Source organism: Paenibacillus sp. 1_12 (genome assembly GCF_900114475.1).
Taxonomy (GTDB): Bacteria; Bacillota; Bacilli; order Paenibacillales; family NBRC-103111; genus Paenibacillus_S.
Genome location: NZ_FOTE01000002.1, coordinates 30,606 through 56,398 on the forward strand (window position 1 = coordinate 30,606; position 25,793 = coordinate 56,398).

Sequence of the window (25,793 nt, forward strand, 5' to 3'; positions counted from 1 at the left end):
AACATCTTGTCTCATTCTTACTGTTCAGCAACTTATCGCTGCTACGACGAAAAGGCAGATTTTAATAAAAAAGCGCTCGGTATTGCAGTAGGCCTCACCGTAGGCAGCTGGACCGATTTGCCAGAAGCTAAAAAAGCCGAAATGGAGCGCCATCTCGGTAAAGTCGTTAGTGTCGAAGTTCACGAGCCAGATAGCGGCAGTGGCGAAACTGCCTCAGACCGTTATGCCGATATTCAGATTGCGTATCCAGACGTGAATTTCAGCCGCGACATCCCAGCACTACTGGTGACGGTATTCGGGAAACTGTCGATGGACGGTCGTATCAAGCTGATCGACCTAGCGTTCTCAGAGGATTATTTATCCGGATTTCAAGGACCGAAATTCGGTCTGGAGGGTGTGCGTAAGCTTCTTGGAGTCCCTGAACGTCCACTGCTGATGAGTATTTTCAAGTCGGTTATTGGTCACGATTTGCCAACGCTTCGCGAGCAGTTTTATTTGCAAGCGCTTGGTGGAGTCGATCTGATAAAGGACGATGAAATTTTGTTTGAAAACCCGCTTACTCCTTTGGAAAAGCGGGTTGAGGTTTGTATGGAAGCTGCGGCTCAAGCAGAACAAGAAACTGGACAAAAGCTGCTCTATGCCGTTAATCTGACGGGTCCAACCTTCAGCCTGCTGGAACAAGCGCGTAAAGCGATTCAAGCAGGCGCTAACGCTTTGCTGTTCAATGTGTTGGCTTATGGCTTTGATGTATTGAATGAACTGAGTCGACATCCCGATATTAAGGTTCCCATTATGGCCCATCCGGCAATGGCTGGTGCGCTGTACCCTTCAGCATATCACGGGATATCGGCAAATGTCCTTCTCGGCAAGCTGATGCGTCTGGCTGGAGCCGATATTGTCCTGTTCCCATCCCCCTATGGCTCTGTTGTGATGCCTCGTGAAGAAAATATGGCGATCAAACAGACATTATTGACGGAGAACAAGTCCGATTATGTTTTTCATTTACCAACAGGTGTGAACTCATTCCAAGAAAATGCTTCACAACATGCTCTTTCACTGCGCAGCAGCTTTCCGGTTCCATCCGCCGGTATTCATCCAGGGTTGGTTCCGCTCATCCTGAAGGATTTTGGCAATCAAACGATTGTTAATGCTGGTGGTGGTATTCATGGTCACCCAATGGGTACCATTGCTGGGGGTCAAGCCTTCCGGCAAGCGATTGATGGCTGCTTGACAGGTCAATCCCTCAAGGCATACGCCACTCAGCATCCTGAGCTTAACGCAGCGATTGAAGCCTGGGGGCTTAGAGAATAATGACTCGTAAACGGATTATCTTTTGCGATTTTGACGGAACGATCACAGTCAATGACAATATCGTAGCTATCATGAAACATTTCAAACCAGAAGGCTGGGAGTCACTTGTTGATCAGGTGATTTCCAAGAAGATGACGATTCGAGAAGGTGTCGGGCGAATGTTTGCTTTGCTGCCGACCTCACGCAAACAAGAGGTCGTCGATTATGCGATCAATAACGTAACGATTCGGGAAGGCTTTGCTGAGCTGTTAGCTTATTGTCAGGAGCAGCAAATCGAATTTTTCGTGACCAGCGGCGGCATCGATTTTTTCGTATATCCAGTGTTGGCTGCCTTTCCGATTCCAACGGATCATATTTATTGCAATGCGAGTGATTTCAGCGGAAGTCATATTCAAATTGTTTGGCCGCATGCTTGTGACGAGAATTGTCATAACGATTGCGGTATGTGCAAAACGACGATCATACGTCGCTACTCTACTAAGGATTACGAACGTATCCTAATAGGTGACAGTGTGACCGATTTCGAAGGTGCTAAGCTCGTTGAAACCGTATTTGCCCGTTCACATCTGATTGATTTGTGCAGCGAGCTTGGTTTAAATTATGTACCGTTTGAAGATTTTCATGAGGTAATCCAACAATTAAAGGAGATGAACGTACAATGACAAATCCGTCTGAGCTTCGCTTGGAGGATAAGCAGCAGGCTTTTGCTGAGCTGCGAGATATTAAAACCACATTAGCAGCCAAAGGCTGGTTTCCGGCAACAAGCGGCAATCTCTCCATCCGTGTAGGTGATTTTGCACCTGATCAGTTTACTTTTGCTATTTCCGCGAGCGGTAAAGATAAATCTATCAATACACCGTCCGATTTTTTATTAGTTAATGAACACGGCAAGCCGACAGACGTTACAGGCCTTAAGCCTTCGGCTGAAACCTTGATCCACAAGGAAATATATCGTTTAACGGGCTGTGGAGCTATTCTGCATGTACATACCGTGTTCAACAACATTGTCTCGGAGCTGTTCTGGGAGCGCAAATCCATTCCTGTGGATGGTGTCGAATTAATCAAGGCTTTCAACATATGGGATGAGGAAGCTCATATTGACATTCCTATTCTTCCTAACTATGCGGATATCCCACGGATTGCTGAGCTTGTTGAAGGTGCAATTGTCCCCAAGGTTCCGGGCATTATGCTGCGCAAGCATGGCATTTACGCATGGGGCGCCAACTGTTTTGAAGCGAAGCGCAATCTGGAGGCTTTCGAATTTTTGTTCGAATATGTCTACCGTATGGAATTATTGAAAAAGTAGTTGGTTATGACTTAATAATTATAATTAAAAAGCCCCAACTGTTGTTAACGCTAGTTTTAACTAACCGTTAACAACAGTCGGGGCTTTTTGTCTATGCGAAAATGATATAAATTCTTGTATCAACGACGCATCCGTTTATTTGCCGTATTCACTTGGGTTGATGCTCCAAGCACGTAACGCCTCAAGATCCTGCTGCTGAATACTGCCTTGCTTTAACGCTGCATCAAGCAGAACTGAATAATTAGTTAAGGTATCAAATGGAATCTTTGCACCTTCGAATGCTGCTGCTGCTTTCTCGAATTGATAGGAGAAAATCCCAAGCACGCCCAGTGCCTTTGCTCCTGCATCATTTACAGCAAGTGCAACCTTCAATGAGCTGCCCCCTGTTGATATCAGATCCTCGATGACAACGGTTTTTTGCCCCGGCTGAATGCTGCCCTCGATGAGGTTCTCTTTGCCATGTCCCTTCGCTTTATCACGAACGTACACCATTGGCAGATTCAGCTTTTGTGCAACCCATGCCGCATGTGGAATACCACCTGTAGCAGCCCCTGCGATGACTTCCGCATCTGGAAAGTTCTCACGAATCAATGCAGCAAAACCCTCTGCAATTGCATCACGAATGTCGGGATAAGAGATTGTAAGACGGTTATCGCAATAAATCGGTGACTTTAGGCCGGATGTCCAGGTAAACGGTTGATCAGGACGAAGCGCTACCGCACCGATCTTCAGTAAGGATACCGCTATTTGCTCGGCAAGTTGTGGGTCCGTCTTAATTGATTGTGTACTCATAAATACATCGCTCCTTAAATAGTCAATTCGTCGTGTACGGTGTGGTAAGACGGTTAACGCTTTTTCAATATAATTATTTGATCGACGCAATGATGCTTTCCAAAGCACTTCGAGGGTCCTGGGTAGCTGTTATCGGCCTTCCAATTACGATAAAATCCGTGCCTTGTGCAAAAGCTTCAGCTGGTGTCAACACCCTCGATTGATCGCCAATATCTGCGCCTGCTGGTCGAATTCCTGGTGTTACGGTTACAAAATCAGAACCACAGGCTTCCTTGATTTGGACAACCTCCAGTGGAGAAGCAACGACACCACCCAGTCCGGCAGATTGAGCCAGTCGAGCATAGCGAAGAACAGCTGCTTCTACAGAGCCTTCAATCCCTATTTCCTCGTTCATAACCTTCTGATTTGTGCTTGTCAGCTGAGTCACGCCAATGACTATAGGTTTTGCAAGGCTATGTGAACTACCGCTAATTGCTTTATCCACACCTTCCATTGCAGCCTCAAGCATTTGTTTACCGCCGGCAGCGTGGACATTAAACATATCGACTCCAAGCCTTGTGACACTCTCAGAGCCGCCTTTAACCGTATTAGGTATATCATGCATCTTCAAGTCCAAAAACACTTTGTAGCCCTGTTCTTTCAAGCTGAGCACGAACTGGGGACCAGCGCTGTAGAATAACTGCATGCCCACCTTCATGTAGCATGGAATTCCTTGCAAAGCTTCCACTAACTGACGTGCTTGCCCGGCTTCCGCATAATCGAGAGCCACCATAATACGTTCTGCCACTTTTGCTGGTACTGCCATTCCCCAATCGCCTCCTGATTCTTATAGCGTTCCAAATGACACATAGCGGCTGAAGCCGCCCTATCATGGGATTAGCACAGCTTCCCCCTGAAGACCTGGGCTGCTGTGCTAATCATTTAAGCTGTTATATATGATTGGCTGGCATCGCTTCGGATTGGAAGTTAATGGACTCCAGCATATGCCAAAGCGCCCGCACCGTATCCAGTGATGTCATACAAACAATGCCATTCTCTACCGATTCACGGCGAATACGGAATCCGTCGCGTTCCGGTGTTTTACCTTTGGTTAGCGTGTTGACAACGAAATGCGCTTCTCCATTGCGGATTAGATCCAGAATGTTCGGAGAGCCCTCGCTTAGCTTATTCACAGTCGTTACAACTACGCCTGCATCATTCAGAGCTTTAGCTGTGCCGCCTGTGGCTACGATTTTGTAACCAAGCTTGTAAAAGCCTTTTAAAATCTCAATCGCTTCTTCTTTGTCCTTGTCAGCTACTGTCGCGATAATGGAGCCTGTCGGCGGAATTTTCATACCCGAACCGATTAAACCTTTATACAAAGCTTTTGCAAAACTCTTATCGCGTCCCATAACCTCACCAGTCGATTTCATTTCAGGTCCAAGTGTCGTATCTACACGGCGCAGCTTGGCAAAGGAGAATACAGGCACTTTCACAGATACATAATCATCTTCTGGCCATAAGCCCGTTTCATATCCCATATCGGTAAGCTTCTCGCCCAGAATAACGCGAGTTGCTACATTCGCCATCGGAATTCGGGTTACTTTGCTTAAGAATGGCACCGTTCTGGATGAACGTGGATTAACCTCAATGACATAAGGCTGATCCTGATAAATAACGAACTGGATATTTAGCAAACCAACGATTTCCAGTCCTCTGGCGATTTTCGTTGTAATCTCAATGATTTGCTGCTTGATTGAATCCGAAACCGTTTGTGTCGGGTACACGGCAATCGAGTCACCAGAGTGGACACCGGCTCTTTCTATGTGCTCCATAATACCAGGGATGACGACGGTCTCCTTATCGCAGATCGCATCAACTTCCACTTCTTTACCCAGCATATAACGGTCAATCAATACCGGATGCTCAGGGTTGATTTTCACAGCATATTCCATGTAGCTCAAAAGCTCCTCATCGGAATATACAATTTCCATCGCGCGGCCGCCCAGAACATAGGAAGGACGGACTAAAACCGGATAACCATGAATTGCAGCCATACCTACAGCCTGGTCGACTGAAGTTACCGTACCACCTGGAGGCTGTGCGATGTTCAATCCACGAAGCAGTGCTTCGAATTTCTTGCGATCCTCTGCCGCATCAATGTTTTCCAAATCAGTTCCGAGAATACGCACGCCTGCTTTGGATAAAGGTGCAGCTAGATTAATCGCAGTTTGACCACCGAATTGAACGATTACGCCGATAGGCTGCTCGCGCTCAATAACGTTCATAACATCTTCGAAGAACAAAGGCTCGAAGTACAGACGATCTGATGTATTAAAATCGGTCGATACGGTTTCCGGATTGTTATTGATAATTACCGCTTCGTATCCTGCCGCCTGGATCGCCCATACCGCATGTACGGTAGAATAATCGAATTCGATTCCTTGTCCGATACGAATAGGGCCTGATCCTAATACAACTACCTTTTGCTTAGTTGCTTCCTTGACTTCATCTTCTGTTTCATAAGTCGAGTAGTAATAAGGTGTCGTTGCCTCAAATTCCGCTGCACACGTATCAACCATTTTGTAAACGGGTTTTAGGTTAATGCTTAAGCGATAAGCGCGAATTTCAGACTCATTCGTGAATTTCAGGCCGCTGTTAGCTGCTGTACGAATTTCAGCGATGGCACGATCTGTAAAGCCTTTACGCTTAGCTTCACGCAGCACTTCGTCGCTTAGTTCAGGCTCAGCGATCTGTTTTTCAAACAGGATCATACCTTCAAGCTTGTTCAAGAACCACCAATCGATTTTCGTCAAATCTTGAATTTGCTGCAAAGTATAACCGCGACGGAATGCTTCTGCGATCAAGAACATCCGTTCGTCATCTGGTTTTACCAGACGCATTTCCAATGTTTCTTGATCCAGTAAATCAGTTTCCTTCAGAAACAGACGGTGAACACCGATTTCCAATGAGCGGATCGCTTTATGAATCGATTCCTCGAAAGTACGGCCAATCGCCATAACCTCGCCGGTTGCTTTCATTTGCGTACCCAGCTTACGATTCGCTGATGTAAATTTATCAAATGGCCAACGTGGGATTTTGGATACGATATAATCCAGTGTAGGCTCAAAGCATGCATAAGTTTGACCCGTTACCGGGTTCATAATTTCGTCCAATGTGTAGCCGATAGCGATTTTTGCAGCCATTTTGGCAATCGGATAGCCTGTTGCTTTGGAAGCCAAAGCAGATGAACGGCTTACACGTGGGTTTACTTCAATTACATAATATTGATAGCTGAACGGATCTAGCGCGAACTGAACATTACAGCCGCCCTCAATATTCAGAGCACGAATAATTTTCAAGGATGCTGAACGCAGCATTTGGTACTCACGGTCGGATAACGTTTGGCTCGGTGCTACAACGATGCTGTCTCCCGTATGAACGCCAACCGGATCAAAGTTCTCCATGTTGCAGACTACGATACAGTTATCGTTCGCATCACGCATAACCTCATATTCGACTTCCTTCATGCCAGCGATACTTTTCTCAACGAGACATTGTCCGATTGGACTGTAGCGGATTCCTGAAGCTACGGTTTCCACCAGTTCTTCCATATCGGCGCAAATGCCTCCGCCTGTTCCTCCCAATGTATAAGCGGGACGTACAATTAATGGAAAGCCGATTTCATTAGCAAAATCAACTGCTTCTTCAACCGTTGTTACGATAACACTATCCGGAACCGGCTGTTCTAATTCTCTCATCAGATCACGAAACAGGTCACGATCCTCAGCTTTTTCGATTGCTGTTAATTGCGTACCCAGCAGCTTAACATTTTCACGCTCCAGCACACCTGCACGAGCCAAAGCAACAGCCATATTCAGACCTGTTTGACCACCTAGTGTAGGAAGCAAACCGTCAGGACGCTCCTGACGAATAATTTGTGTAACAAACTCCAATGTGATGGGCTCGATGTATACTTTATCAGCCATGTTCGTATCGGTCATGATCGTCGCAGGGTTGCTGTTGATCAGAACGACCTCCATGCCTTCTTCCTTCAATGCTTGGCAAGCTTGTGTTCCCGCATAGTCAAACTCAGCTGCTTGACCAATAACAATGGGACCGGAACCGATCACTAATATTTTTTTGAGGCTATTATTTTTTGGCATAGTCTAGTTCTCCTTTTGCTGCAGGCCCGGAAGCACCGGCTGCTTGTAATCCTAGCTTGGAAGCCGCAGAAATTTGCGCTTGTTTTGGAAGCTGCGGACGATCCGCTTTAAACTGGCGTATTTGCTGGATGAAATCATCAAACAAATAGCTCGAGTCAAAAGGACCCGGGGATGCTTCTGGATGATATTGTACGGAAAAAGCAGGATACTTTTTGTGCTTCAAACCTTCGATTGTTCCATCATTGTTGTTGATATGTGTAACTTCAAGATCCGTGTTCGCAACTGACTCATCTTTAACTGTGTATCCATGATTTTGTGAAGTAATATAACAACGATTGCTTTGCAGATCCTTAACCGGATGGTTACCGCCGCGATGTCCGAATTTAAGCTTGTCCGTATCCGCCCCGCATGCAAGAGCAAACAACTGATGGCCTAAGCAAATACCGAAAATCGGGAATTCTCCAAGTAGTTCAGCAATCATAGAAACGGCATGAGGAACATCCTTCGGATCCCCAGGGCCATTGGAGAGCAAAATGCCATCTGGTCCTAAACGGCGAATTTGTTCAGCTGTTGTATCTTGAGGTACGACAACAACGTCACAGTCGCGCTTAACGAGATCACGCAGAATTCCACTTTTGGAACCAAAATCAACAAGAACTACACGTTCATTGGGACCCGGAATACTAAATACGCTTTTGGTTGAAACTCTAGAAACTTGATCATTCATTAGTGAGCTGCCTGTTAATTGCTCCATCAGCTCGGCTACCGATTTCGTGGAAGTCGTCAGCATAGCCTTCATAACTCCATGGTGGCGAATCCGGCGAGTCAGCATCCGGGTATCGATATCGCTGATGCCGATAATTCCATACTCTTTAAGCAAACTGTCGAGTGAGTATTCCGCTCTCCAGTTACTTGGAACCACTTCATGCTCACGCACTACGAAACCGTGGATAAAAGGACGAATGGATTCGAAATCGTCACGCGCCATTCCATAGTTACCAATCAGTGGGTAGGTCATCGTTACAATCTGTCCACAATAGGAGGGGTCAGAAAGAACCTCCTGATAACCTGTCATACCTGTATTAAAAACGACCTCGCCAACCGAGTCGCCCTCACTTCCAAAGCCTTTGCCTGTAAATAGTGTACCGTCTTCCAATAATAATCTTGCCTGCATCGATTTCAACTCCTTATTTACTTGATTCATTCTTAAAGTTCAAACTATTTATTATAAGCTTGGCAACAAGGCCAGCCGTTACTTTATCTATGCTTCCGACCAAACAACCTTGCCGTCTACCATCGTAAGCGTCGGCCAGCCTTGAAGGCTCCAACCTAGGAATGGTGTATTATGTCCTTTGGATAGGAAATCCGCCGCGTCAACCGCTTGTTCCTTATTCAAATCGATAATTGTAATATCTGCTACTTTACCTACTTCCAACCGTCCTTGTGATAAACCAAATACTTGTGCTGGCAGCGAGGTCATTTTGTCCACCAGAAATTGCAAAGTCCAATGTCCTGTTGCAACGAACTTGGTATAGAGAAGCGGGAAAGCCGTTTCGAATCCAACAATTCCAAAAGGAGCCAGATCAACACCTTTTGCTTTTTCTTCTGCACTATGTGGAGCGTGATCGGTTACGATGATATCAAGAGTTCCATCCATTACGCCTTCGATACAAGCTTGTACATCTCGTGGTGTGCGCAGCGGCGGGGTCATTTTCCAATTGGCATCGTCCAGACCCGGAATATCTTCATCGGACAGCAGCAGGTGGTGCGGACAAACCTCAGCCGTCACCTTGATGCCGAACTGCTTGGCATGGCGAATCAATCGTACCGATTGCTCCGTACTAACATGACACACATGGTAATGTGCACCCGTTGCTTCTGATAAAAGAACATCACGGCCAACATGAATCGCTTCTGATTCATTAGGTATTCCTTTTAAGCCGTGTTTTTTGGAAAATGCTCCTTCGCTCGCCCACGCGCCCACTGTCAACGTATCATCCTCGCAGTGTGCGATTATCGGCAACCCGATGGAAGCAGCTTTAGTCATGGCATCCTTCATCATTTGCGCGCTTTGTACGCCTACACCATCATCCGTAAATCCGATTGCTCCCGCTTCTTTCAAAGCATCGAAGTCGGTCAGTTCGCGCCCCAGCTCATTTTTGGTAATACAAGCATAAGGGAGAACACGGATAATTCCTTCATTCTCAGCTTTATCCAGTACATATTTGACTGTTTCTACGGTATCAATGACAGGTCGTGTGTTCGGCATGCAGGCTATCGTTGTAAAGCCGCCACGGGCTGCTGAGCGTGTTCCACTCGCTATCGTTTCTTTATATTCAAAGCCTGGCTCCCGAAGATGCACGTGCATGTCAATCAAGCCTGCTGTGACCAGCTTACCTGCCGCGTCAATCACTTCGTGCCCGGCCGTGTCAGGTAAGATATCCCCTGCTTCAATTATCTGTTCAATCGTTTGACCTTCTACAAAAATATGACGTTTGACAACCTCATTTCCCGAAGCTACCGTCTGTGCATTCAATATCCAAATTCCCATAATGGCCTCCCTGTAATTTATGTTTATGAAGCTTAGCTCAATGCCCGCTCAATGACAGCCATTCTTATAGGTACACCATTTCCCATTTGCTCAAAAATCTTAGACCTTCCGCACTCCACCAGCTCATCATCAATCTCTACATTCCGATTAATCGGTGCTGGATGCATAATGATCGCGTGTACTGCCATTGCAGCTTCACGTTTTACGGTCATTCCGTATGCTTCTCTGTAATCATCAGGGGATTTGAACAATCCCTCTTCATGCCGCTCCAGTTGAACCCTGAGCATCATAACAACATCGCCTCTTATCGCTTCCTCCATGCTCACATAAGGAGCATGAGCGGCAAGCTCTGGCGCTTGCATCACTTGCGGAGCGCAAAAGCTGACTTTGGCTCCAAGCGTTTGAAGTGCCCATAAATTCGAACGAGCTACCCGACTATGTAAGATATCTCCAATAATCGATACATTCAGTCCGCGCAGCTCACCAAAATGCTTACGCATCGTGTAAAGATCAAGCAAAGCTTGCGTCGGGTGTTCACTGTTGCCATCTCCAGCATTGATTAAAGGCACTTTAATCTTTTGTGCAATCTCAGCAAGCAGTCCATTCGGCTTCATCCGAATAACACCAGCATCAATGCCCATGGATTCCAAGGTTTTCACCGTATCATAGATCGATTCGCCTTTTTGAACACTGGACACGGCAGCAGCAAAGTTCAATACTTCCGCACCGAGCCGTTTCTCGGCAACCTCGAATGAGAATCTTGTTCTCGTACTATTTTCAAAAAACATATTGGCAACAAACTTGCCATTTAATTGTTTCGACAACTTTTCGGGAACTTGCTCCCAATATGCGGCTCGATCCAGTATAGATGTAATTTCTTCAGCACTCATTCCTTGCGTACCGAGCAAATGCTTGTGTGATGCTACCTGAAGCTGAGTCATCTCTGCTGCCTCCTCTGTTGCGTTATTACTACTTGATCCAGCCCATCAACTTCATGAAGCAGTACTTCTATCGCTTCCAACCGCGAAGTAGGAATATTTTTACCTACATAATCCGGACGGATCGGAAGCTCCCGATGCCCACGATCTACTAACACCGCAAGCTGTATCATCTGTGGACGTCCCATGTCCATCAGCGCATCCATTGCCGCCCTGACGGTCCTGCCTGTATACAGCACATCATCGAACAGGATCAGCTTCTTATTATGAATATCAATGGCTGCTGGCGGCTCTACGCCTGCTTTTGGATCCAGTCTGCCGGATCGGTCATCTCTATACCTCGTAACATCGATTTCACCGATTGGTGCTGGCACATTTTCTATCTCTAAAATGTGCTCAGCAATTCTTTTGGCCAAGTAAATGCCTCGGGTACGAACACCGATCAGCATACAGTTCTCAAAACCTTTATTTTTTTCCAGTATTTCATGGGCAATCCGTGTCAATGCACGGCGCATCCCTGTTTCATCCATGAGCACATGCTCGCGTTCTGCTTCCTGACCCAAGGTCTTCGACCTCCTGCTCCAGTGATAGACAAAATAAAAAACCTTGCTCATTAGGGCAAGGTTCGCGGACATACGGAGATAACGGATGAAAGTAGAATTCATAACGAGATTGACCCATTAGAACCTAATAGCCGTTGTTTCCATTCGTTCACCTTGCCAGTCTCTCTGGACTGAGTTTAAAGGTGCTTTTCAATTATTAGCATTATCCCATGTCAGATACCCAATGTCAATAGGGAAAACACGCATTATGTCGTAATTTGATGTTTCCAACATTGCGATAGCATGGCTTTTATGCTATAAAGATTATGAGAGATTTCACCCGGTGTCATGAATGATGACACGGTACATTATATAGAGAGTTGGAATGTCAATGACTGAGATGAACACATTGGAGATTATTCAGTTTATCAAGAACAGTGTAAAGAAAACACCAGTAAAGGTCTATGTAAAAGGTGATTTGGAATCCATCGATTTTGGTTCAGAGATTCAATCCTTTTTGTCCGGCAAAAGTGGTGTATTGTTCGGTGAATGGACAGAAGTGAAACGCGTACTGGACGAAAATCAAAACCTTATTGAAGATTATGTAGTTGAGAACGATCGTCGTAACTCCGCAATCCCTATGCTCGATCTTAAAGGCATTAACGCTCGTATCGAACCCGGTGCTGTCATTCGTGATAAGGTATTTATCGGCGATAACGCGATCATCATGATGGGCGCTTCCATTAATATCGGCGCTTCTATCGGTGCAGGTACCATGATCGATATGAATGTTGTAGTTGGCGGACGCGCAGTTATTGGATCTATGTGTCATATTGGTGCAGGTTCTGTTGTTGCTGGTGTTATTGAGCCTCCCTCCGCTCAACCTGTAGTTATTGAAGACGACGTATTAATTGGAGCCAATGCTGTTATCCTTGAAGGTGTTCGTATTGGTAAAGGTTCCGTCGTTGCTGCAGGTGCTATCGTCACCCAGGATGTAGCCGAATATACGGTAGTTGCAGGAGCACCAGCACGAGTGATCAAAATGGTTGATGCCAAAACGAAATCCAAAACCGAAATTTTGCAAGATCTCCGCACCCTTTAGGGTGTTCAGCTTAGTGCTCGGCGAACATCGCCGGGCTTTTCTTTATACGTTCACAATTTATAAGTATCAGTTGGGCTGAACATCCTTACATTGAAAGAAAAGCTAACACTAACTTTTAAATGCCTCTTCATCAAAACGACTTTGATTCCGTTGCTCTATTTTAGAAAGGACTGATCACACTAATGGCGAATTCGACTAAAAATGTCAGATCAGCACCAGGACCGTTTGTACAAATCCGCAGACAACTGCACCAAATTCCGGAGCCAGGTTTTGCCGAGTTCAAAACCCAACAATTTTTGCTGGACTATCTTGAATCGCTTCCACAGGAACGTCTCGAAATCCGGACTTGGCGGACAGGAATATTGGTAAATGTAAAAGGAACCGCCCCCAAACGCCGTCTCGGTTATAGGGCCGATATGGATGGTCTGCCTATCACGGAAGATACCAGCTATGAGTTTCGCTCAACCCACTCAGGTTTTATGCATGCTTGCGGGCATGATGTTCATATGTCAATCGGTCTTGGCATTCTGACTCAGGCTGTTCAGACTCCTATAAAGGACGATATTACCTTCATTTTTCAACCGGCTGAAGAAGGTCCTGGCGGGGCAAAACCTATGCTTGAATGTGAAGAACTTCAGGATTGGATGCCGAATCAAATCGTTGCACTTCATATCGCACCTGAATATCCGGTTGGCACGATCGCTACGAAACCGGGAATTTTATTTGCCAATACTTCCGAGTTGTTCATAGATCTAACTGGTAAAGGTGGACATGCTGCTTTCCCTCACCTTGCTAATGATATGGTGATTACAGCCTGCCAGTTAGTTTCCCAACTGCAAACTATCGTATCACGCAATGTAAATCCACTCGATTCTGCCGTTATCACGATTGGTAAAATTGAAGGCGGCACTAAGCAAAATATTATCGCTGAGAAGTCACGACTAGAAGGCACCATTCGCACATTATCCGCAACCACAATGCTGCTGATCAAATCGCGTATTGAAGCGCTCGCGGCCGGCATGGAAACAGCCTATGACTGTAAGGTTGACATCGATTACGGGGCCAATTATTTGCAGGTATTCAACCATGCAGAACCAACCCAAACATTTATGGACTGGGTTCGTGAAACGGGTATTATGAAGGTAATCGAATGTACGGAGGCCATGACAGGTGAGGATTTCGGTTATTTTCTGGAGAAAATTCCTGGTTTTATGTTTTGGCTCGGGGTGGATACGCCTTACGGTTTGCATCATGCCAAAATTGAACCTAATGAACAAGCGATCGATCTCGCAATTGAACTGATCAGCAGCTACTTTAGATGGATATCCGAGCAAAATTGATAATGAAGAGAGAATATGGTTAGCTCTGTTTGGCGACCTAAAAGTCATAGAGGCTTTCTGTCATGCTCTCTCTTGATCCAGATTTTTCAAACGAATATCTTATTATTTGATTCGTTTCAATCGATCTAATTCCAGATCGTGCTCACCGATTCTTCTGGCTAAATAAGCAATATCTTCTTTTGTTGCTGTCTGTTCCAGTTTGGCATCTATCATAGTTAGCAAGGACAAGACATCATGAGCTTGTGCATATTCCATTCGATCCAACTGCTGCTGCATTTGTGTAAGCTGCTCCTTTATGGATGGCAGATCCTTCAGTTGCTCTTTCATTGGTGCCAGATCCTTCAACTGCTCTTTCATCGGCTCCAGGTCCTTCAACTGCTCTTTCATTGGTGCTAGATCCTTCAGCTGCTCTTTCATCGGCTCCAGGTCTTTCAGCTGTTCCTTCATTGGTGCCAAGTCTTTCAACTGCTCTTTCATCGGCTCCAGGTCCTTCAATTGTTCCTTGATAGGAATCAATTGCTCGATCATTTCTTCCTTTACTACCAGCCGTATGGCATTGATTAAATCCTGATCCATACTTTTACACCTCCAATGCTTAGATATGTAGACAGCTTAATCATAACATATCTGAGCTGCTCATTACGATGATAGCCATACAAAAAAGCTCCTTATACCTGAATCGGTAGAAGGAGCTTTACTATTTATAGTTTGCGAACAAAATCATCCATACGATCCAGCGCTTGCTCCAGAATCTGCATACTATAGGCATAGGATATCCGAATGTAGCCTTCCCCAAAGATGGAAAATGCATCCCCAGGCACTACAGCAACTCTGTGCTCATTCAATAGTCGCATTGTAAAATCCATCGAGGATAGCTTGAATCGTTCAACCGACGGGAATAAATAAAAAGCACCCTCCGGCTTCTCCAATTCAAACCCCATCTGCAGCAAGCGTCCATACACGTAGTCTCTACGCTGCATATAAGCTTCCTTCATAGGTATTGCATCATCTATACCATTCGTCAGTGCTTCAAGCGCAGCATATTGGCTGATTGAGCTTGCACACGTCACATTGTACTGATGTACCTTAACCATATGTTTTGCCACATATTCCGGTGCAAAAACAAGTCCGATCCGCCAGCCGGTCATCGAATGAGATTTCGATAATCCGTTGATCACAATTGTTTTCTCACGCATGGAAGGGAGTGCAGCAATGGAAACATGCGGTTGATCGTAAATCAGCTCACTGTAAATTTCATCGGAAATAACAAATATCGATTTTTGATCCAAAAGACTTGCGATATCTGCCAGCTCTTGACCACTCACAACCCTGCCCGTTGGATTTGATGGATAGCACAAAATAATGCAGCGGGTTTTGTCCGTAATGTGCGGCTCCAACAGCTCAGCTGTCAGTTTGAAACCGTTGCTTCTCGTATCCACATAGATCGGAACCCCTCCGCACAATCGTACCAAAGGTTCATATCCCGGATAAATCGGTCCTGGGATCAGCACTTCGCTTCCTGGCTCAAGGATTGTTCTTAACGTAATGTCCAGTGCCTGGCTTGCTCCCGTAGTTACGATAACTTCTGACTCCGGCGCATAATGTAAATGATATTTAACTCGTACAAAGGCCGATGCCGCTTGGCGCAGCTCAAGCAAGCCCGGATTTGCCGTATATGTCGTTTTATGTGCATCGATTGCCAGCTTGGCGGCCTGCAAAATATGATCAGGTGTCGGAAAATCGGGCTGACCGATTGTTAAAGAAAGCACATCTGGATACTGACTAACCAAATTGGCGATTTTTCGGATTCCCGATATTTGAATATCCTTCACAGCGGGATTGATCAAATGTTCCATTGTCAGTACTCCAATCTTAACGATTTTTCAATACGTGGATCAAATGCTGCATATCCGCAGGAATTTCCGCTTCAAACTGCAAATGCTCTCCGGTTCTAGGGTGTGTGAAGCCAAGTATGGCCGCATGCAGAGCTTGTCCATCCATCGTCGCACCTTTGCCGCGGGAAGGCCCGTATGCAGGATCTCCTACTAGTGGATGCCCAATAAACTTCATGTGCACACGAATTTGATGAGTTCGGCCCGTTTCCAGTCTCAGCTCCAGCAAGGTATAATCACCGTAACGCTCAATAACACCAAAATGCGTTACCGCTTTTTTACTATTGCGTTCTGTGACTGTATACAATTTACGGTCATACGGATCTCGACCAATTGGAGCATCTACCGTACCTTGTTCATGAGTCAAATTCCCATGCACAACCGCCAAATATTTTCTGACTACGGTATGTTCCTTCAGCTGTGCTGCCAATGACTGGTGTGCTGTATCATTTTTGGCAGCCATCAACAATCCCGATGTATCTTTGTCAATCCGATGAACAATTCCGGGACGCATGACCCCATTAATTCCCGATAAGTCTTTACAATGGTGCAGGAGCGCATTAACCAATGTACCGCTGTAGTGGCCAGGAGCCGGATGAACAACAAGCCCCCGCGGCTTATTGATCACAATCACGTCTCCATCCTCATAAATCACTTCAAGTGGAATGTTCTCAGCTGTCAGATTCAATTCTTCCGGCTCGGGTGTAACTAACACCAATTGATCTCCAACAGACAGCTTATAGTTTGCTTTGACACGTACACCGTTGACTTTTAGATGACCATCCTTGATCCACTGCTGCACAAGACTGCGGGATACATCCTCATCAGATGCTTCAGCTACGAATTTATCAACCCGTTCTCCTTGATCCTGCGCCTCAGCAATCCATTCTTTCCGATTCTCCAACTCTTCTTGTTCAGATAAAGACATTTAGTTACGCGCCTCTCTTTTCTTTTCTCCAGCTGATGATGGAATCGATAAATATGAGTGCCACACCGATACAAATCGCGGAATCCGCAATATTAAAGATCGGATAGGTATAGTCAACCGGATTACCTAAACCATTAAATTGGAAACGAAATTTTAGAAAGTCGACCACTTCGCCAAATAAGGCCCGATCTACAAAGTTTCCTAAAGCTCCGCCCAATAGTAAGCTAAGTGCAACTGGCAGCAGCTTTTTGCCCTCTTTGTAGCTTTTCTGCAAATAAATAATAATACCAGCTGCGACTACCAAAGTAATCACAATAAAAAACCACCGTTGATCTTGCATAATGCCAAAAGCCGCTCCGCGATTCCGGTGTGATGTAATTTGAAAAAATTCACCAATAACCGAACGAACTTCATTCAATTCTAGCCGATTGACAATCAACCATTTGGTGATTTGATCCAGTATCAGCACTACACATGCATATAAATAGTATCTCAACATGACAACTCCTTTTCGCTTACTTCTCCTGATCTGCTGCCTTACCCATGATTTACCTATGTAAAAAACTTCGTTTCCGCAAAAAATAGCAGCAATGCTTTATCAAAGGAGGCGTACTTGATGACTCATAATGATCCCAATCCAATAAGTCCTCAGCAATTGCAATCGTTACGGTTCATTTTACTTGAAGAAAAACAATGGCTGGAGAACGTGACGGAAAACAACAGCCATTTCGGTCTCTCCGACTCCCTGCGTGATCAGACCGGTGAACTATCCACCAATGATAACCACCCAGCCGATTTAGGGTCGGAAATGTTTGAACGCAGTAAGGATATTGCTTTAAACGATAATCGCGAGCGTCATTTTACCCAGGTTACTGAAGCACTGCAGCGCTTAGACAATGGACAATATGGTATCTGCCAGAGCTGTGGAGCTCCCATTTCTTTTGAACGTCTACAGGCAGTACCTACCACCTTATTTTGCAAAAAACATGTACCTGACATCCCTGATACCGAATATCGTCCAGTTGAAGAAGACATCTTAGCACCGCCATTCGGCAGAACCAGTCTGGACGAAAAGGATAAGGAAACCGAATTTGACGGCGAAGATGCCTGGCAAATTGTTGAAAGCTGGGGCAGCTCCAACTCACCTGCTATGGCAGAAGACCCCAACATTTCAAATAATTATAACGATATGGAAATTGAGGCTGATGAGCAGGTCGGCTACGTGGAAGCATTCGAAAGCTTTTTGGCTACCGATATGTATGGACAAAATGTTACTCTGTACAGGAATCGAGCCTATAACGAGTATCTGCAAAACCATGAAGGTGAAGGCTTACTTGAGCTGGATTCCGCAGATGACGAAGATGATATCTATACGGATCTCACCTAGTAAGTTCTTCCTTCCAATTGATACTGAACATGCTTAATAATATCCGCTATATAGTCTCCAATTATAGGTAAATTTAAAGCTCCCAATAATTGAAGAACATACAGAATTGTCGTCGCAAACACAGTAAAGCCAATGGCGATTCCAACGCCTCTTGCTAAACCAGCGAGTAAATTCGAGAAAATGAGCTTACGCGGACTGTTGAGCAGATCCACATAATCGGCAATTTGGGTTCGTTCCATCTGATTTGCAATCTTGGTCACTTGCTGGTGGATACTTTCCATAAGCTTCCGATCCGGCAATGGCTGATGTCCGCTCAAGCCCATTCCTCCCGACTTTCTCATCAGATTAATCCCGTTAGCAGAGCTTGTACGCTTCTTCTGCTTCCGGGATTACTCCCATATTTGATTAGACCTGATAAGACCTGATTAAACCTCTACCCTCTGCTTGATGACTTCCGCACAACGTTTGCACAAGGTCGGATGATCCGCATCCAAGCCTACATCCTTAGTAACATTCCAGCAGCGCTCACATTTCTCGCCTTCTGCAATCTTCACCTGTACGGACATACCTTTGGACGAACGAGCCCCTTCCGGTGCCGCGGCTCCGGCTTCATGAACCTCAACTGCTGAAACAATGAATAGCTGCTCCAATTGTTCTAACCCAGCTAACAGCTGTGCTTGCTCTTCATTTGGATATAGATGAACGGCCGCCCCAAGCGAGTTACCGATCATTTTTTCCTTACGTGCGTCCTCCAGAGCCTTCAGAACATCATCACGAACGACAATGAACTGTTCCCACTTTGATTCCATTTTTTCATCGAAAAGTGTAGCATCTACTTCCGGCAGCTCGCTTAATTGAATGCTGTCCAATTGGACGCCTGGGATGTACTTCCATACTTCGTCCGCTGTATGCGGCAAAATCGGAGCAATTAACTTAGTTATTACCGTCAAGGCATCATATAATACGGTTTGTGCTGCTTTTCTGCCCGAATCCGAAGGAGCGCTAGCGTAAAGTCTATCCTTAATAATGTCCAGATAAAAAGCGCTCATCTCAACGGCACAGAAATGGTGTACAGACTGATAAACAATATGAAACTCATAGGCATCGTATGCCTTGGTAACGCGATCAGTCATCCGATTCAAACGCGCCAATGCGAAGCGGTCCAATTCATTCATTTGGTTCGGAGCTATACGGTCTGCTGCAGGGTTGAAGTCAGATAAATTACCCAGTAAAAAGCGCAGCGTGTTGCGAATTTTGCGATACACTTCCGTAATTTGATTCAAAATATTGTCTGAAATGCGCACATCGGATTGGTAATCTACCGAAGATACCCACAGGCGTAAAATATCGGCGCCCAGCTTGTCGCACACTTTATTCGGATCAATGGTGTTGCCGAGTGATTTGGACATTTTACGTCCTTCACCATCCAACGTAAACCCATGGCTTAAAATGCCTTTGTACGGCGATTGTCCATGCACAGCTACACCTGTGATTAAGGAAGAATTGTACCAACCGCGATATTGGTCCGAGCCTTCCAAGTACAGATCCGCCGGCCACACCAATTCATCTCTGGTTTCAAGAACAGCTACATGACTGGACCCAGAATCAAACCACACGTCCATAATGTCGGTTTCCTTACGGAATTCTGTATCACCGCTTATCGGACATACGGTACCTTCCGGTAACAGCTCGGAAGCATCCTTTTGAAACCAAGCATTGGAGCCTTCACGTTCAAAAATTTGTGCTACGTGCTCAATCGTTTCCTTGTTGACGAGCGGCACATTGCTGTTGCGACCGTAAAAAATCGGAATCGGCACTCCCCACACCCGTTGACGTGAAATGCACCAGTCCCCACGATCGGCGATCATGTTATGCAGACGAATCTCGCCCCAGGCTGGAGTCCATTTAACCTTTTTAATCTCCTCAAGCATTTCTTCGCGGAACTTGTCTACAGAAGCAAACCATTGCTCAGTCGCGCGGAAAATAACCGGCTTCTTCGTCCGCCAATCATGCGGATACTGATGCTGGATCAGACTCATATGAAGCAAGTGCCCGGATTCTTTCAGCATCTCAGTAATTACTTTGTTGCCTTTATCGTAGAACATTCCTTCAAAGCCAGGCGCTTCCGCTGTAAAATGACCTTGATCATCCACAGGACACAGCACGCCCAAATTGTAGCGTTGACCGATTACAAAGTCATCCTCCCCGTGACCCGGAGCGGTATGAACACAACCTGTACCGGCTTCCAATGTAACATGATCACCAACCATCACAAGTGACGTTCTGTCATAAAACGGATGCTGGCAAAGCACATGCTCAAGCTCGCTGCCCTTGATTTGCGACAACACTTGTACATCATTCCAGCCGATTTCTTTGGATACAGACTCTAGCAACCCTTGGGCTACCACATACTTCTTGCCTTCCACTTCGACAAGAACATATTCGAAATCCGGATGTAAGGAAATACCTAGATTGGCAGGCAGCGTCCACGGTGTCGTCGTCCAAATCACAATCGAAGCATCCTCAGGCAGCTTGCCTTTACCAGCCTTCACTTGAAAAGCGACATATACAGATGTTGAGGTTTTATCCTGATATTCGATCTCTGCCTCAGCCAGTGCACTTTCTGAGGATGGGGACCAATATACAGGCTTCAGTCCTTTATAGATATAACCTTTGTTTACCATCTCACCAAAAACGCGAATTTGTTGAGCTTCATATTTGGGCTGTAGTGTAATGTATGGATTATTCCAATCACCGCGAATACCTAACCGTTTGAACTGTGCCTTCTGCCTCTCGACCGATTGCAGCGCGTAGTCCTTACAATATTCACGAAACTCGTGAACACTCATTTTTTTACGATCAATTTTGTCGTTGTTGGCAACAGCCTGCTCAATCGGCAAACCATGTGTATCCCAACCAGGAACGTAAGGCGCATCATAGCCCTGCATCGTTTTGAAACGAACAATAATATCCTTAAGTACTTTGTTCAACGCATGTCCAATATGAATATCACCATTCGCGTAGGGAGGGCCATCATGCAATATAAATTTCGGTTTTCCCTTGCGGCTCTCCTGTACCTTGCTATAAATATCAATTTCTTCCCAATGCTGCTGCATACCCGGTTCCGCTTGCGGCAAATTTCCTCTCATCGGGAAATCAGTTTGTAATAGGTTTAATGTTTTGCCATAGTCCATTATTGTCCATCTCCTTCGTTATATACAAAAAAACCTCCCATCCCCATAGGGACGAGAAGCCTCGCGTTACCACCCTGATTAAGACTTGCCAGCTGTCCGCCAGACTTCCGTTCAGAAATCTCCGGCTTGCAGCAAAATAGTCTTCACTCAATAATCGTTAACGGGATTAGCCGATCCTCTTTACTGTAGGTTCAAGAGAATGCTCCTGGGTGATTTTCCATTACTGCAAAGATCGGGCTCGCACCAAACCCCGACTCGCTTTCGTTGCGTACGTAACATACTCTTCCCATTCATCGCTTTTTGTGATCATTGTAGCAGTTTCTTTTGCAATAGGCAAGCCGTCTTAAGCTTGTTCAATTTCAATCCGTTCCATCGCATTCCAATCCTCTTGACCGAGCAATTCCAGCTGTGCTTCCAGCAATGTACGAAAGCGGGTACGATAAATCGAAGCCTGTTTTTTGAGTTCTTCGATTTCCACTGAAATTTTGCGGGATTTAGTCAAGGATTCATTAATAATTCGATCCGCATTTTTCTCGGCTTCCTTTATAATGAGCTGCGCTTCTTTTTTGGAATTGCTTCTTAATTCATCGGCAGCTTCCTGAGCCACGATTATGGTCTTGCTCAAGGTTTCTTCTATACTCGAAAAATGATTAAGACGCTCCTGGATCGCAGCAAGCTGATTTTGCAAGTCCTTATTCTCACGGATATTTGCTTCATAATCTTTAATAATTTGGTCCAAAAATTCGTTTACTTGATCTTCATCATAACCTCGGAATGATCGGCCAAATTCTTTATTATGTATATCCAACGGTGTTAAAGCCATTGCTGCACCTCCTGAAAAATTGACATCAGTCCGGAAACCTCCGAGACTTGCTGTCCAACGCGTATAGCTATATTCGACGGTACCTTCGTTATTTCCTTCATTTAACTAAAAAAACCTGCAAAATTTAACAAAAAAAATCGGCAATCACGCATATTTGCCGATTCTTAGCCGATATCTGCCTTTTTTTGTAATCCCTTCCACTTCCAACACCTGAAACCGCCCAAAACCTTGTAAGGATACAACATCACCTGACTTCAAAGGCTTGCTCGGATCCTCTTCCTGCTTCCAGTTCAGCTTGCAGCGTCCCGCTTTAATGGGAATCAGGATTTTGGCACGACTAAGATGGTAAACGTCACTGACAATACCATCCAAACGAAGGGAAGCTACGGAGAGACTCATCTCTTCGAGCCTAGTTGTAACAACCTGAAGCTGCTCAAGCGGCAGCTGCTGAGTTTGCACATGCACACGATGGACCTGCTGCAGATTCAGCCGCATATAATCAGCCACTTCCGATGCAACGATAAACTGGCACCCCTGATCGGTTACATAAATATCGCCGACTTTTTCCCGCTTCATGCCGAGCGCAAGAATGGAGCCCATGTAATCCCCATGATCCAGATCCTTAAGCTTATTGTCCAAAGATGTCACAGAAATCAGACTGATTCCCATTTCCTCTTTATCCAACCCCCGATATTCGGGTGCGATAAAAGCTCTCTTTCGTTCCGCTTGCTCATGTCCACCATCAAATCGAATATGAATATCCACACTTCGATTGGCAAGCGTAGTTAAAATAAAAGCTTGTCTAGGATCCAGAAAATCGGTCAATTTCACCATATGCTGCTCCGCACGCGCAACCCATTCGGCAGCCTTATCTACAAACCGATGCTCATCCGGATGAAAGTGGGTGTAGACTTGCTCTCTGTTCTTCTCCATCATTTAACAAAAAACAATAGGACGGCTGTAATACCTTGCCCAACAAAACGCAAAGCAATCAGTGCAACAATCGGCGAAATATCAATAACTCCGGCGATCGGCGGAATAAATCGGCGGAATATCGATAAATACGGTTCGCACAGCTTGCCCAATATTTCACCAATAAAGCTCTCTTTTGCACTAGGAAGCCATGATAACAGCACGTAGGCGATCAGCATGTATGTATAGATTTCAATAAGTGTGTTAACGTAGCCAACAATAGCAAACAAACGATTCACCTCGATTTAGAATGTGGTTGGTGCTAGCCCTCATTATTCAGTATTTCCGAAATCGAGCCATGAATTTCAACCGTGTCCGGCGTGCACAGAAAAATATTAGGACCAATTTTGGAAATCGAACCATTGAGAGCATAAACGGTGCCGCTCAAAAAGTCAACAATACGGGTTGCCTGATCCGAACGAACGAGATGGAGATTGACAACGACTGGGCGGCGTGAACGCAAGTGGTCGGCAATTTCTTGCGTATCCTCATAGGACTTCGGCTCATTCAAAATAACACGCACTTGCTTGGCTGAATGAATACTGACAATGTTTCCTTTATTTTTACGTTGCTCCACGGGATTGGTTTCATGTTCTTCCGCATGCTCGGTAACATGTTCACGTTCCGTGATTTCTTCTTCTTCCTGAATCCCGATAAAATTCATAAACTTGTTCATCATACCCATCATCAATCTCCTCCTTAAAGTTTTCGTAAGAAAACTTACTTCGTAAGCATCATCTTAAAGTTTTCGTAAGAAAACTTACTTCGTAAGCATCATCTTAAAGTTTTCGTAAGAAAACTTACTTCGTAAGCATCACCTTAAAGTTTTCGTAAGAAAACTTACTTCGTAAGCATCACCTTAAAGTTTTCGTAAGAAAACTTACTTCGTAAGCATCACCTTAAAGTTTTCGTAAGAAAACTTACTTCGTAAGCATCATCTTTGAGTTTTCGCAAGAAAACTTACACTTCGTAAGCATTGTATGCCCTTACTCTTTTCCTACTAGTACCGTTCCCAGACGTATCCAAGTCGCGCCTTCCTCTATAGCGACTTCAAAATCATTGGACATGCCCATGGACAAATGCTGAACAGCATATCCCAATACTTGTTCGCGATTTAATTCATCCCTCAGACGGCGAAGCTCCCGAAACACCGGCCTGGTCGATTCCGGCTCTGCTTCATAAGGTGCCATTGTCATCAAGCCGACGATACGAATGTGCGGCATATCTCTCAGCTTTTCAACAAAAGTGGCCAACTCCTCCGGAGGCAGTCCATATTTCGTCTCTTCCCCGGATACATTCAGCTGGATGAAGCAGGATACTACCAAGTTTTGAGCGGCAGCCTTCTTCTCGATTTCGTTGGCTAAGGATAGACGGTCCAGTGAATGAATGTAAGCAAATTTACCGATGACATCCTTCACCTTGTTCGTTTGCAAATGTCCGATAAAATGCCACACAGCCTGATCATGAAATGCTTCCCACTTGGGCTGGACATCCTGCCAACGGTTTTCCCCGATATGGTTCATCCCCAAACCAATCGCCTTGCCTGTGGTCTCCAGAGAAACATACTTCGTTACAGCAATGATCTGCACATCTTTACGGTCTCTATTTACACGGTCACATGCTTGTTTAACTTTATCTTCTACAAATTCAATATGCTGTGTCAGCTTCAAAACAGAAAGTCACCTCTATTCATACAAACCAATCCATGCAGCCATTCTGCCTGTTTTCCCCGCTTCTTTGCGATGAGAAAAAAAGATATCGGAGCGGCAGCTTGTGCATAAACTACTCATTTCGATATGACTTGGCATAATTCCTGCTTTTATCATAATTTGTCGATTCATTTGTTGCAAGTTTAAGTTGTATTTCCCATTGGGTTTGCTTTCATAGATAGGTATATTTCCATTTTCTCCTGTATTGGATAGGTTTAATTCCTGCATGAGCGAAACAAATTGCGAGACCACAATATCATTTACCTCATAACAGCAGCCTTGAATCGACGGTCCTATTGCAGCCATAACATGCTCCGCCTTGGTTCCGTATTCCTGATGCATAAGGTTCAATGTATGGGTTGCTATTTGAAGAGCAGTCCCTTTCCAGCCAGCATGAGCTAGTCCAACCACACGCCCTACCGGATCATAAAAATATAGGGGCACACAGTCGGCAAACATGACATGTAGAAAGAGTCCAGACTCATTAGTTATAAAAGCATCCGTTGCCTGAATTGCACGTTCACGCGAATCAATACCTGCCCCCGCATGCGACCTCGTTACTTTTAGCACCTTATTACCGTGAACCTGTTCTGCATAAGTGCACTGCTGCAAATCGATATGAAGGGCTTCCGCTAATTTGTGACGGTTGGTTACGACATCTTCGTGTATATCCTCAACATGCAGACCACAGTTCAAGCTGCCAAACTCACCGCTGCTAACGCCTCCATGACGTGAGGTGAAACCGGCTGTAAGTCCGCTGTCGCGTTCCATCCAGCTGCGTATTAACAACAATTCGCACCCATTATCAGCCTTTTCCGGTACGAACGGCTCCATAGTAGTAAGACCCCCTTCGTCAATCTC

The 25,793-nt window shown here is 45.2% G+C and carries 25 protein-coding genes and 1 other annotated feature; of the genes, 6 read left to right on the plus strand and 19 right to left on the minus strand.

Annotated features, from left to right (window positions below; all coding sequences use genetic code 11):
- Nucleotides 1-6 precede the first annotated feature (6 nt).
- Genes BM210_RS04130 through mtnB form a run of 3 tightly spaced genes read left to right on the plus strand, consistent with a single transcriptional unit; the run spans nt 7 to nt 2,617 of the window.
- Nucleotides 7-1,311 (plus strand): 2,3-diketo-5-methylthiopentyl-1-phosphate enolase, encoded by a 1,305-nt coding sequence (locus BM210_RS04130; RefSeq protein ID WP_091164804.1) that lies wholly within the window; start codon nt 7-9, stop codon nt 1,309-1,311.
- Nucleotides 1,311-1,973, plus strand: coding sequence for a 2-hydroxy-3-keto-5-methylthiopentenyl-1-phosphate phosphatase (locus BM210_RS04135; RefSeq protein ID WP_091164805.1), 663 nt, complete (start codon nt 1,311-1,313; stop codon nt 1,971-1,973). The genes BM210_RS04130 and BM210_RS04135 overlap by 1 nt, the downstream gene beginning before the upstream one ends.
- A complete protein-coding gene (gene mtnB / locus BM210_RS04140; protein ID WP_091164806.1) occupies nt 1,970-2,617 on the plus strand; it encodes a methylthioribulose 1-phosphate dehydratase in 648 nt (215 codons plus the stop codon). The genes BM210_RS04135 and mtnB overlap by 4 nt, the downstream gene beginning before the upstream one ends.
- A gap of 135 nt (nt 2,618-2,752) precedes the next feature.
- Here mtnB and pyrE read toward each other — a convergent pair whose 3' ends face one another.
- From pyrE to pyrR, 7 genes are all read right to left on the minus strand, one after another.
- Nucleotides 2,753-3,409 carry an orotate phosphoribosyltransferase gene (gene pyrE / locus BM210_RS04145; protein WP_091164807.1) on the minus strand — a complete coding sequence of 219 codons (657 nt, stop codon included), beginning with the start codon at nt 3,407-3,409 and terminating at the stop codon, nt 2,753-2,755.
- Nucleotides 3,410-3,482: 73 nt separating this feature from the next.
- A complete protein-coding gene (pyrF, locus tag BM210_RS04150) occupies nt 3,483-4,214 on the minus strand; it encodes an orotidine-5'-phosphate decarboxylase (protein WP_091164808.1) in 732 nt (243 codons plus the stop codon).
- A 124-nt stretch (nt 4,215-4,338) separates the two neighbouring features.
- Complete coding sequence (gene carB / locus BM210_RS04155) at nt 4,339-7,554, minus strand: carbamoyl-phosphate synthase large subunit (RefSeq protein WP_091164809.1); 3,216 nt, start codon at nt 7,552-7,554, stop codon at nt 4,339-4,341.
- Nucleotides 7,541-8,728, minus strand: a complete 1,188-nt coding sequence (gene carA / locus BM210_RS04160) for a glutamine-hydrolyzing carbamoyl-phosphate synthase small subunit (protein WP_091164810.1) — start codon at nt 8,726-8,728, stop codon at nt 7,541-7,543. Before carA ends, carB begins: the two co-directional genes overlap by 14 nt.
- An 87-nt stretch (nt 8,729-8,815) precedes the next feature.
- Nucleotides 8,816-10,105, minus strand: a complete 1,290-nt coding sequence (locus BM210_RS04165) for a dihydroorotase (protein ID WP_091164812.1) — start codon at nt 10,103-10,105, stop codon at nt 8,816-8,818.
- 32 nt (nt 10,106-10,137) lie between these two features.
- Nucleotides 10,138-11,046 carry an aspartate carbamoyltransferase catalytic subunit gene (locus BM210_RS04170; protein ID WP_091164814.1) on the minus strand — a complete coding sequence of 303 codons (909 nt, stop codon included), beginning with the start codon at nt 11,044-11,046 and terminating at the stop codon, nt 10,138-10,140.
- Nucleotides 11,043-11,606, minus strand: a complete 564-nt coding sequence (gene pyrR / locus BM210_RS04175; RefSeq protein ID WP_256223241.1) for a bifunctional pyr operon transcriptional regulator/uracil phosphoribosyltransferase PyrR — start codon at nt 11,604-11,606, stop codon at nt 11,043-11,045. The genes BM210_RS04170 and pyrR overlap by 4 nt, the downstream gene beginning before the upstream one ends.
- Nucleotides 11,607-11,976: 370 nt before the next feature.
- On the opposite strand from pyrR, the gene dapD reads away from it, so the two are divergent.
- Both dapD and BM210_RS04185 read left to right on the plus strand, forming a co-directional pair.
- Nucleotides 11,977-12,687: a 2,3,4,5-tetrahydropyridine-2,6-dicarboxylate N-acetyltransferase gene (dapD, locus tag BM210_RS04180; RefSeq protein ID WP_371263414.1), complete on the plus strand. Its 711-nt coding sequence runs from the start codon at nt 11,977-11,979 to the stop codon at nt 12,685-12,687.
- 182 nt (nt 12,688-12,869) lie between these two features.
- Entirely contained in the window at nt 12,870-14,027 is a 1,158-nt protein-coding gene (locus BM210_RS04185; RefSeq protein WP_091164819.1) for an N-acetyldiaminopimelate deacetylase, read from the plus strand.
- A 102-nt stretch (nt 14,028-14,129) separates the two neighbouring features.
- Here BM210_RS04185 and BM210_RS04190 read toward each other — a convergent pair whose 3' ends face one another.
- From BM210_RS04190 to lspA, 4 genes are all read right to left on the minus strand, one after another.
- The gene (locus BM210_RS04190; protein ID WP_091164822.1) at nt 14,130-14,603 is read right to left on the minus strand and encodes an AAA family ATPase; all 474 of its coding nucleotides are present in this window, start codon (nt 14,601-14,603) and stop codon (nt 14,130-14,132) included.
- Nucleotides 14,604-14,728: 125 nt separating this feature from the next.
- Entirely contained in the window at nt 14,729-15,883 is a 1,155-nt protein-coding gene (locus tag BM210_RS04195; RefSeq protein WP_091164828.1) for an aminotransferase A, read from the minus strand.
- 16 nt (nt 15,884-15,899) lie between these two features.
- Nucleotides 15,900-16,847, minus strand: a complete 948-nt coding sequence (locus tag BM210_RS04200) for an RluA family pseudouridine synthase (protein ID WP_091164830.1) — start codon at nt 16,845-16,847, stop codon at nt 15,900-15,902.
- 4 nt (nt 16,848-16,851) lie between these two features.
- The gene (lspA, locus tag BM210_RS04205; protein WP_091166113.1) at nt 16,852-17,343 is read right to left on the minus strand and encodes a signal peptidase II; all 492 of its coding nucleotides are present in this window, start codon (nt 17,341-17,343) and stop codon (nt 16,852-16,854) included.
- A 120-nt stretch (nt 17,344-17,463) separates the two neighbouring features.
- On the opposite strand from lspA, the gene BM210_RS04210 reads away from it, so the two are divergent.
- Nucleotides 17,464-18,234, plus strand: a complete 771-nt coding sequence (locus BM210_RS04210) for a TraR/DksA C4-type zinc finger protein (RefSeq protein WP_091164832.1) — start codon at nt 17,464-17,466, stop codon at nt 18,232-18,234.
- On the opposite strand, the gene BM210_RS04215 is transcribed toward BM210_RS04210, so the two are convergent.
- The 8 genes from BM210_RS04215 to pgeF form a co-directional block, all read right to left on the minus strand.
- Nucleotides 18,231-18,515, minus strand: coding sequence for a DUF5665 domain-containing protein (locus tag BM210_RS04215; RefSeq protein ID WP_256223325.1), 285 nt, complete (start codon nt 18,513-18,515; stop codon nt 18,231-18,233). The two genes, BM210_RS04210 and BM210_RS04215, sit on opposite strands and share 4 nt — an antisense overlap.
- Before the next feature lie 144 nt (nt 18,516-18,659).
- Complete coding sequence (gene ileS, locus BM210_RS04220; RefSeq protein ID WP_091164840.1) at nt 18,660-21,428, minus strand: isoleucine--tRNA ligase; 2,769 nt, start codon at nt 21,426-21,428, stop codon at nt 18,660-18,662.
- A 44-nt stretch (nt 21,429-21,472) separates the two neighbouring features.
- Nucleotides 21,473-21,731 (minus strand) — a binding site (T-box leader).
- 40 nt (nt 21,732-21,771) lie between these two features.
- Nucleotides 21,772-22,251 (minus strand): DivIVA domain-containing protein, encoded by a 480-nt coding sequence (locus tag BM210_RS04225; RefSeq protein WP_076228324.1) that lies wholly within the window; start codon nt 22,249-22,251, stop codon nt 21,772-21,774.
- Nucleotides 22,252-22,395: 144 nt separating this feature from the next.
- Nucleotides 22,396-23,187 (minus strand): YlmH family RNA-binding protein, encoded by a 792-nt coding sequence (locus tag BM210_RS04230; RefSeq protein WP_091164843.1) that lies wholly within the window; start codon nt 23,185-23,187, stop codon nt 22,396-22,398.
- Nucleotides 23,184-23,444: a YggT family protein gene (locus BM210_RS04235; protein ID WP_091166115.1), complete on the minus strand. Its 261-nt coding sequence runs from the start codon at nt 23,442-23,444 to the stop codon at nt 23,184-23,186. Before BM210_RS04235 ends, BM210_RS04230 begins: the two co-directional genes overlap by 4 nt.
- Nucleotides 23,445-23,485: 41 nt before the next feature.
- Nucleotides 23,486-23,908 (minus strand): cell division protein SepF, encoded by a 423-nt coding sequence (locus tag BM210_RS04240; RefSeq protein ID WP_091164844.1) that lies wholly within the window; start codon nt 23,906-23,908, stop codon nt 23,486-23,488.
- 301 nt (nt 23,909-24,209) lie between these two features.
- Nucleotides 24,210-24,893 carry a YggS family pyridoxal phosphate-dependent enzyme gene (locus tag BM210_RS04245; protein WP_091164851.1) on the minus strand — a complete coding sequence of 228 codons (684 nt, stop codon included), beginning with the start codon at nt 24,891-24,893 and terminating at the stop codon, nt 24,210-24,212.
- A gap of 15 nt (nt 24,894-24,908) precedes the next feature.
- Nucleotides 24,909-25,766, minus strand: a complete 858-nt coding sequence (gene pgeF / locus BM210_RS04250) for a peptidoglycan editing factor PgeF (RefSeq protein WP_091164854.1) — start codon at nt 25,764-25,766, stop codon at nt 24,909-24,911.
- Nucleotides 25,767-25,793 lie beyond the last annotated feature (27 nt).

Bases quoted from the DNA above. Each gene is read 5' to 3' on its own strand.
- BM210_RS04135 (WP_091164805.1), top strand. From the start codon at position 1,311: ATGACTCGTAAACGGATTATCTTTTGCGATTTTGACGGAACGATCACA.
- mtnB (WP_091164806.1), top strand. From the start codon at position 1,970: ATGACAAATCCGTCTGAGCTTCGCTTGGAGGATAAGCAGCAGGCTTTT.
- pyrE (WP_091164807.1), bottom strand. From the start codon at position 3,409: ATGAGTACACAATCAATTAAGACGGACCCACAACTTGCCGAGCAAATA.
- pyrF (WP_091164808.1), bottom strand. From the start codon at position 4,214: ATGGCAGTACCAGCAAAAGTGGCAGAACGTATTATGGTGGCTCTCGAT.
- carB (WP_091164809.1), bottom strand. From the start codon at position 7,554: ATGCCAAAAAATAATAGCCTCAAAAAAATATTAGTGATCGGTTCCGGT.
- carA (WP_091164810.1), bottom strand. From the start codon at position 8,728: ATGCAGGCAAGATTATTATTGGAAGACGGTACACTATTTACAGGCAAA.
- BM210_RS04165 (WP_091164812.1), bottom strand. From the start codon at position 10,105: ATGGGAATTTGGATATTGAATGCACAGACGGTAGCTTCGGGAAATGAG.
- BM210_RS04170 (WP_091164814.1), bottom strand. From the start codon at position 11,046: ATGACTCAGCTTCAGGTAGCATCACACAAGCATTTGCTCGGTACGCAA.
- dapD (WP_371263414.1), top strand. From the start codon at position 11,977: ATGACTGAGATGAACACATTGGAGATTATTCAGTTTATCAAGAACAGT.
- BM210_RS04185 (WP_091164819.1), top strand. From the start codon at position 12,870: ATGGCGAATTCGACTAAAAATGTCAGATCAGCACCAGGACCGTTTGTA.
- BM210_RS04190 (WP_091164822.1), bottom strand. From the start codon at position 14,603: ATGGATCAGGATTTAATCAATGCCATACGGCTGGTAGTAAAGGAAGAA.
- BM210_RS04195 (WP_091164828.1), bottom strand. From the start codon at position 15,883: ATGGAACATTTGATCAATCCCGCTGTGAAGGATATTCAAATATCGGGA.
- BM210_RS04200 (WP_091164830.1), bottom strand. From the start codon at position 16,847: ATGTCTTTATCTGAACAAGAAGAGTTGGAGAATCGGAAAGAATGGATT.
- BM210_RS04210 (WP_091164832.1), top strand. From the start codon at position 17,464: ATGACTCATAATGATCCCAATCCAATAAGTCCTCAGCAATTGCAATCG.
- BM210_RS04215 (WP_256223325.1), bottom strand. From the start codon at position 18,515: ATGGAAAGTATCCACCAGCAAGTGACCAAGATTGCAAATCAGATGGAA.
- ileS (WP_091164840.1), bottom strand. From the start codon at position 21,428: ATGGACTATGGCAAAACATTAAACCTATTACAAACTGATTTCCCGATG.
- BM210_RS04225 (WP_076228324.1), bottom strand. From the start codon at position 22,251: ATGGCTTTAACACCGTTGGATATACATAATAAAGAATTTGGCCGATCA.
- BM210_RS04230 (WP_091164843.1), bottom strand. From the start codon at position 23,187: ATGATGGAGAAGAACAGAGAGCAAGTCTACACCCACTTTCATCCGGAT.
- BM210_RS04240 (WP_091164844.1), bottom strand. From the start codon at position 23,908: ATGGGTATGATGAACAAGTTTATGAATTTTATCGGGATTCAGGAAGAA.
- pgeF (WP_091164854.1), bottom strand. From the start codon at position 25,766: ATGGAGCCGTTCGTACCGGAAAAGGCTGATAATGGGTGCGAATTGTTG.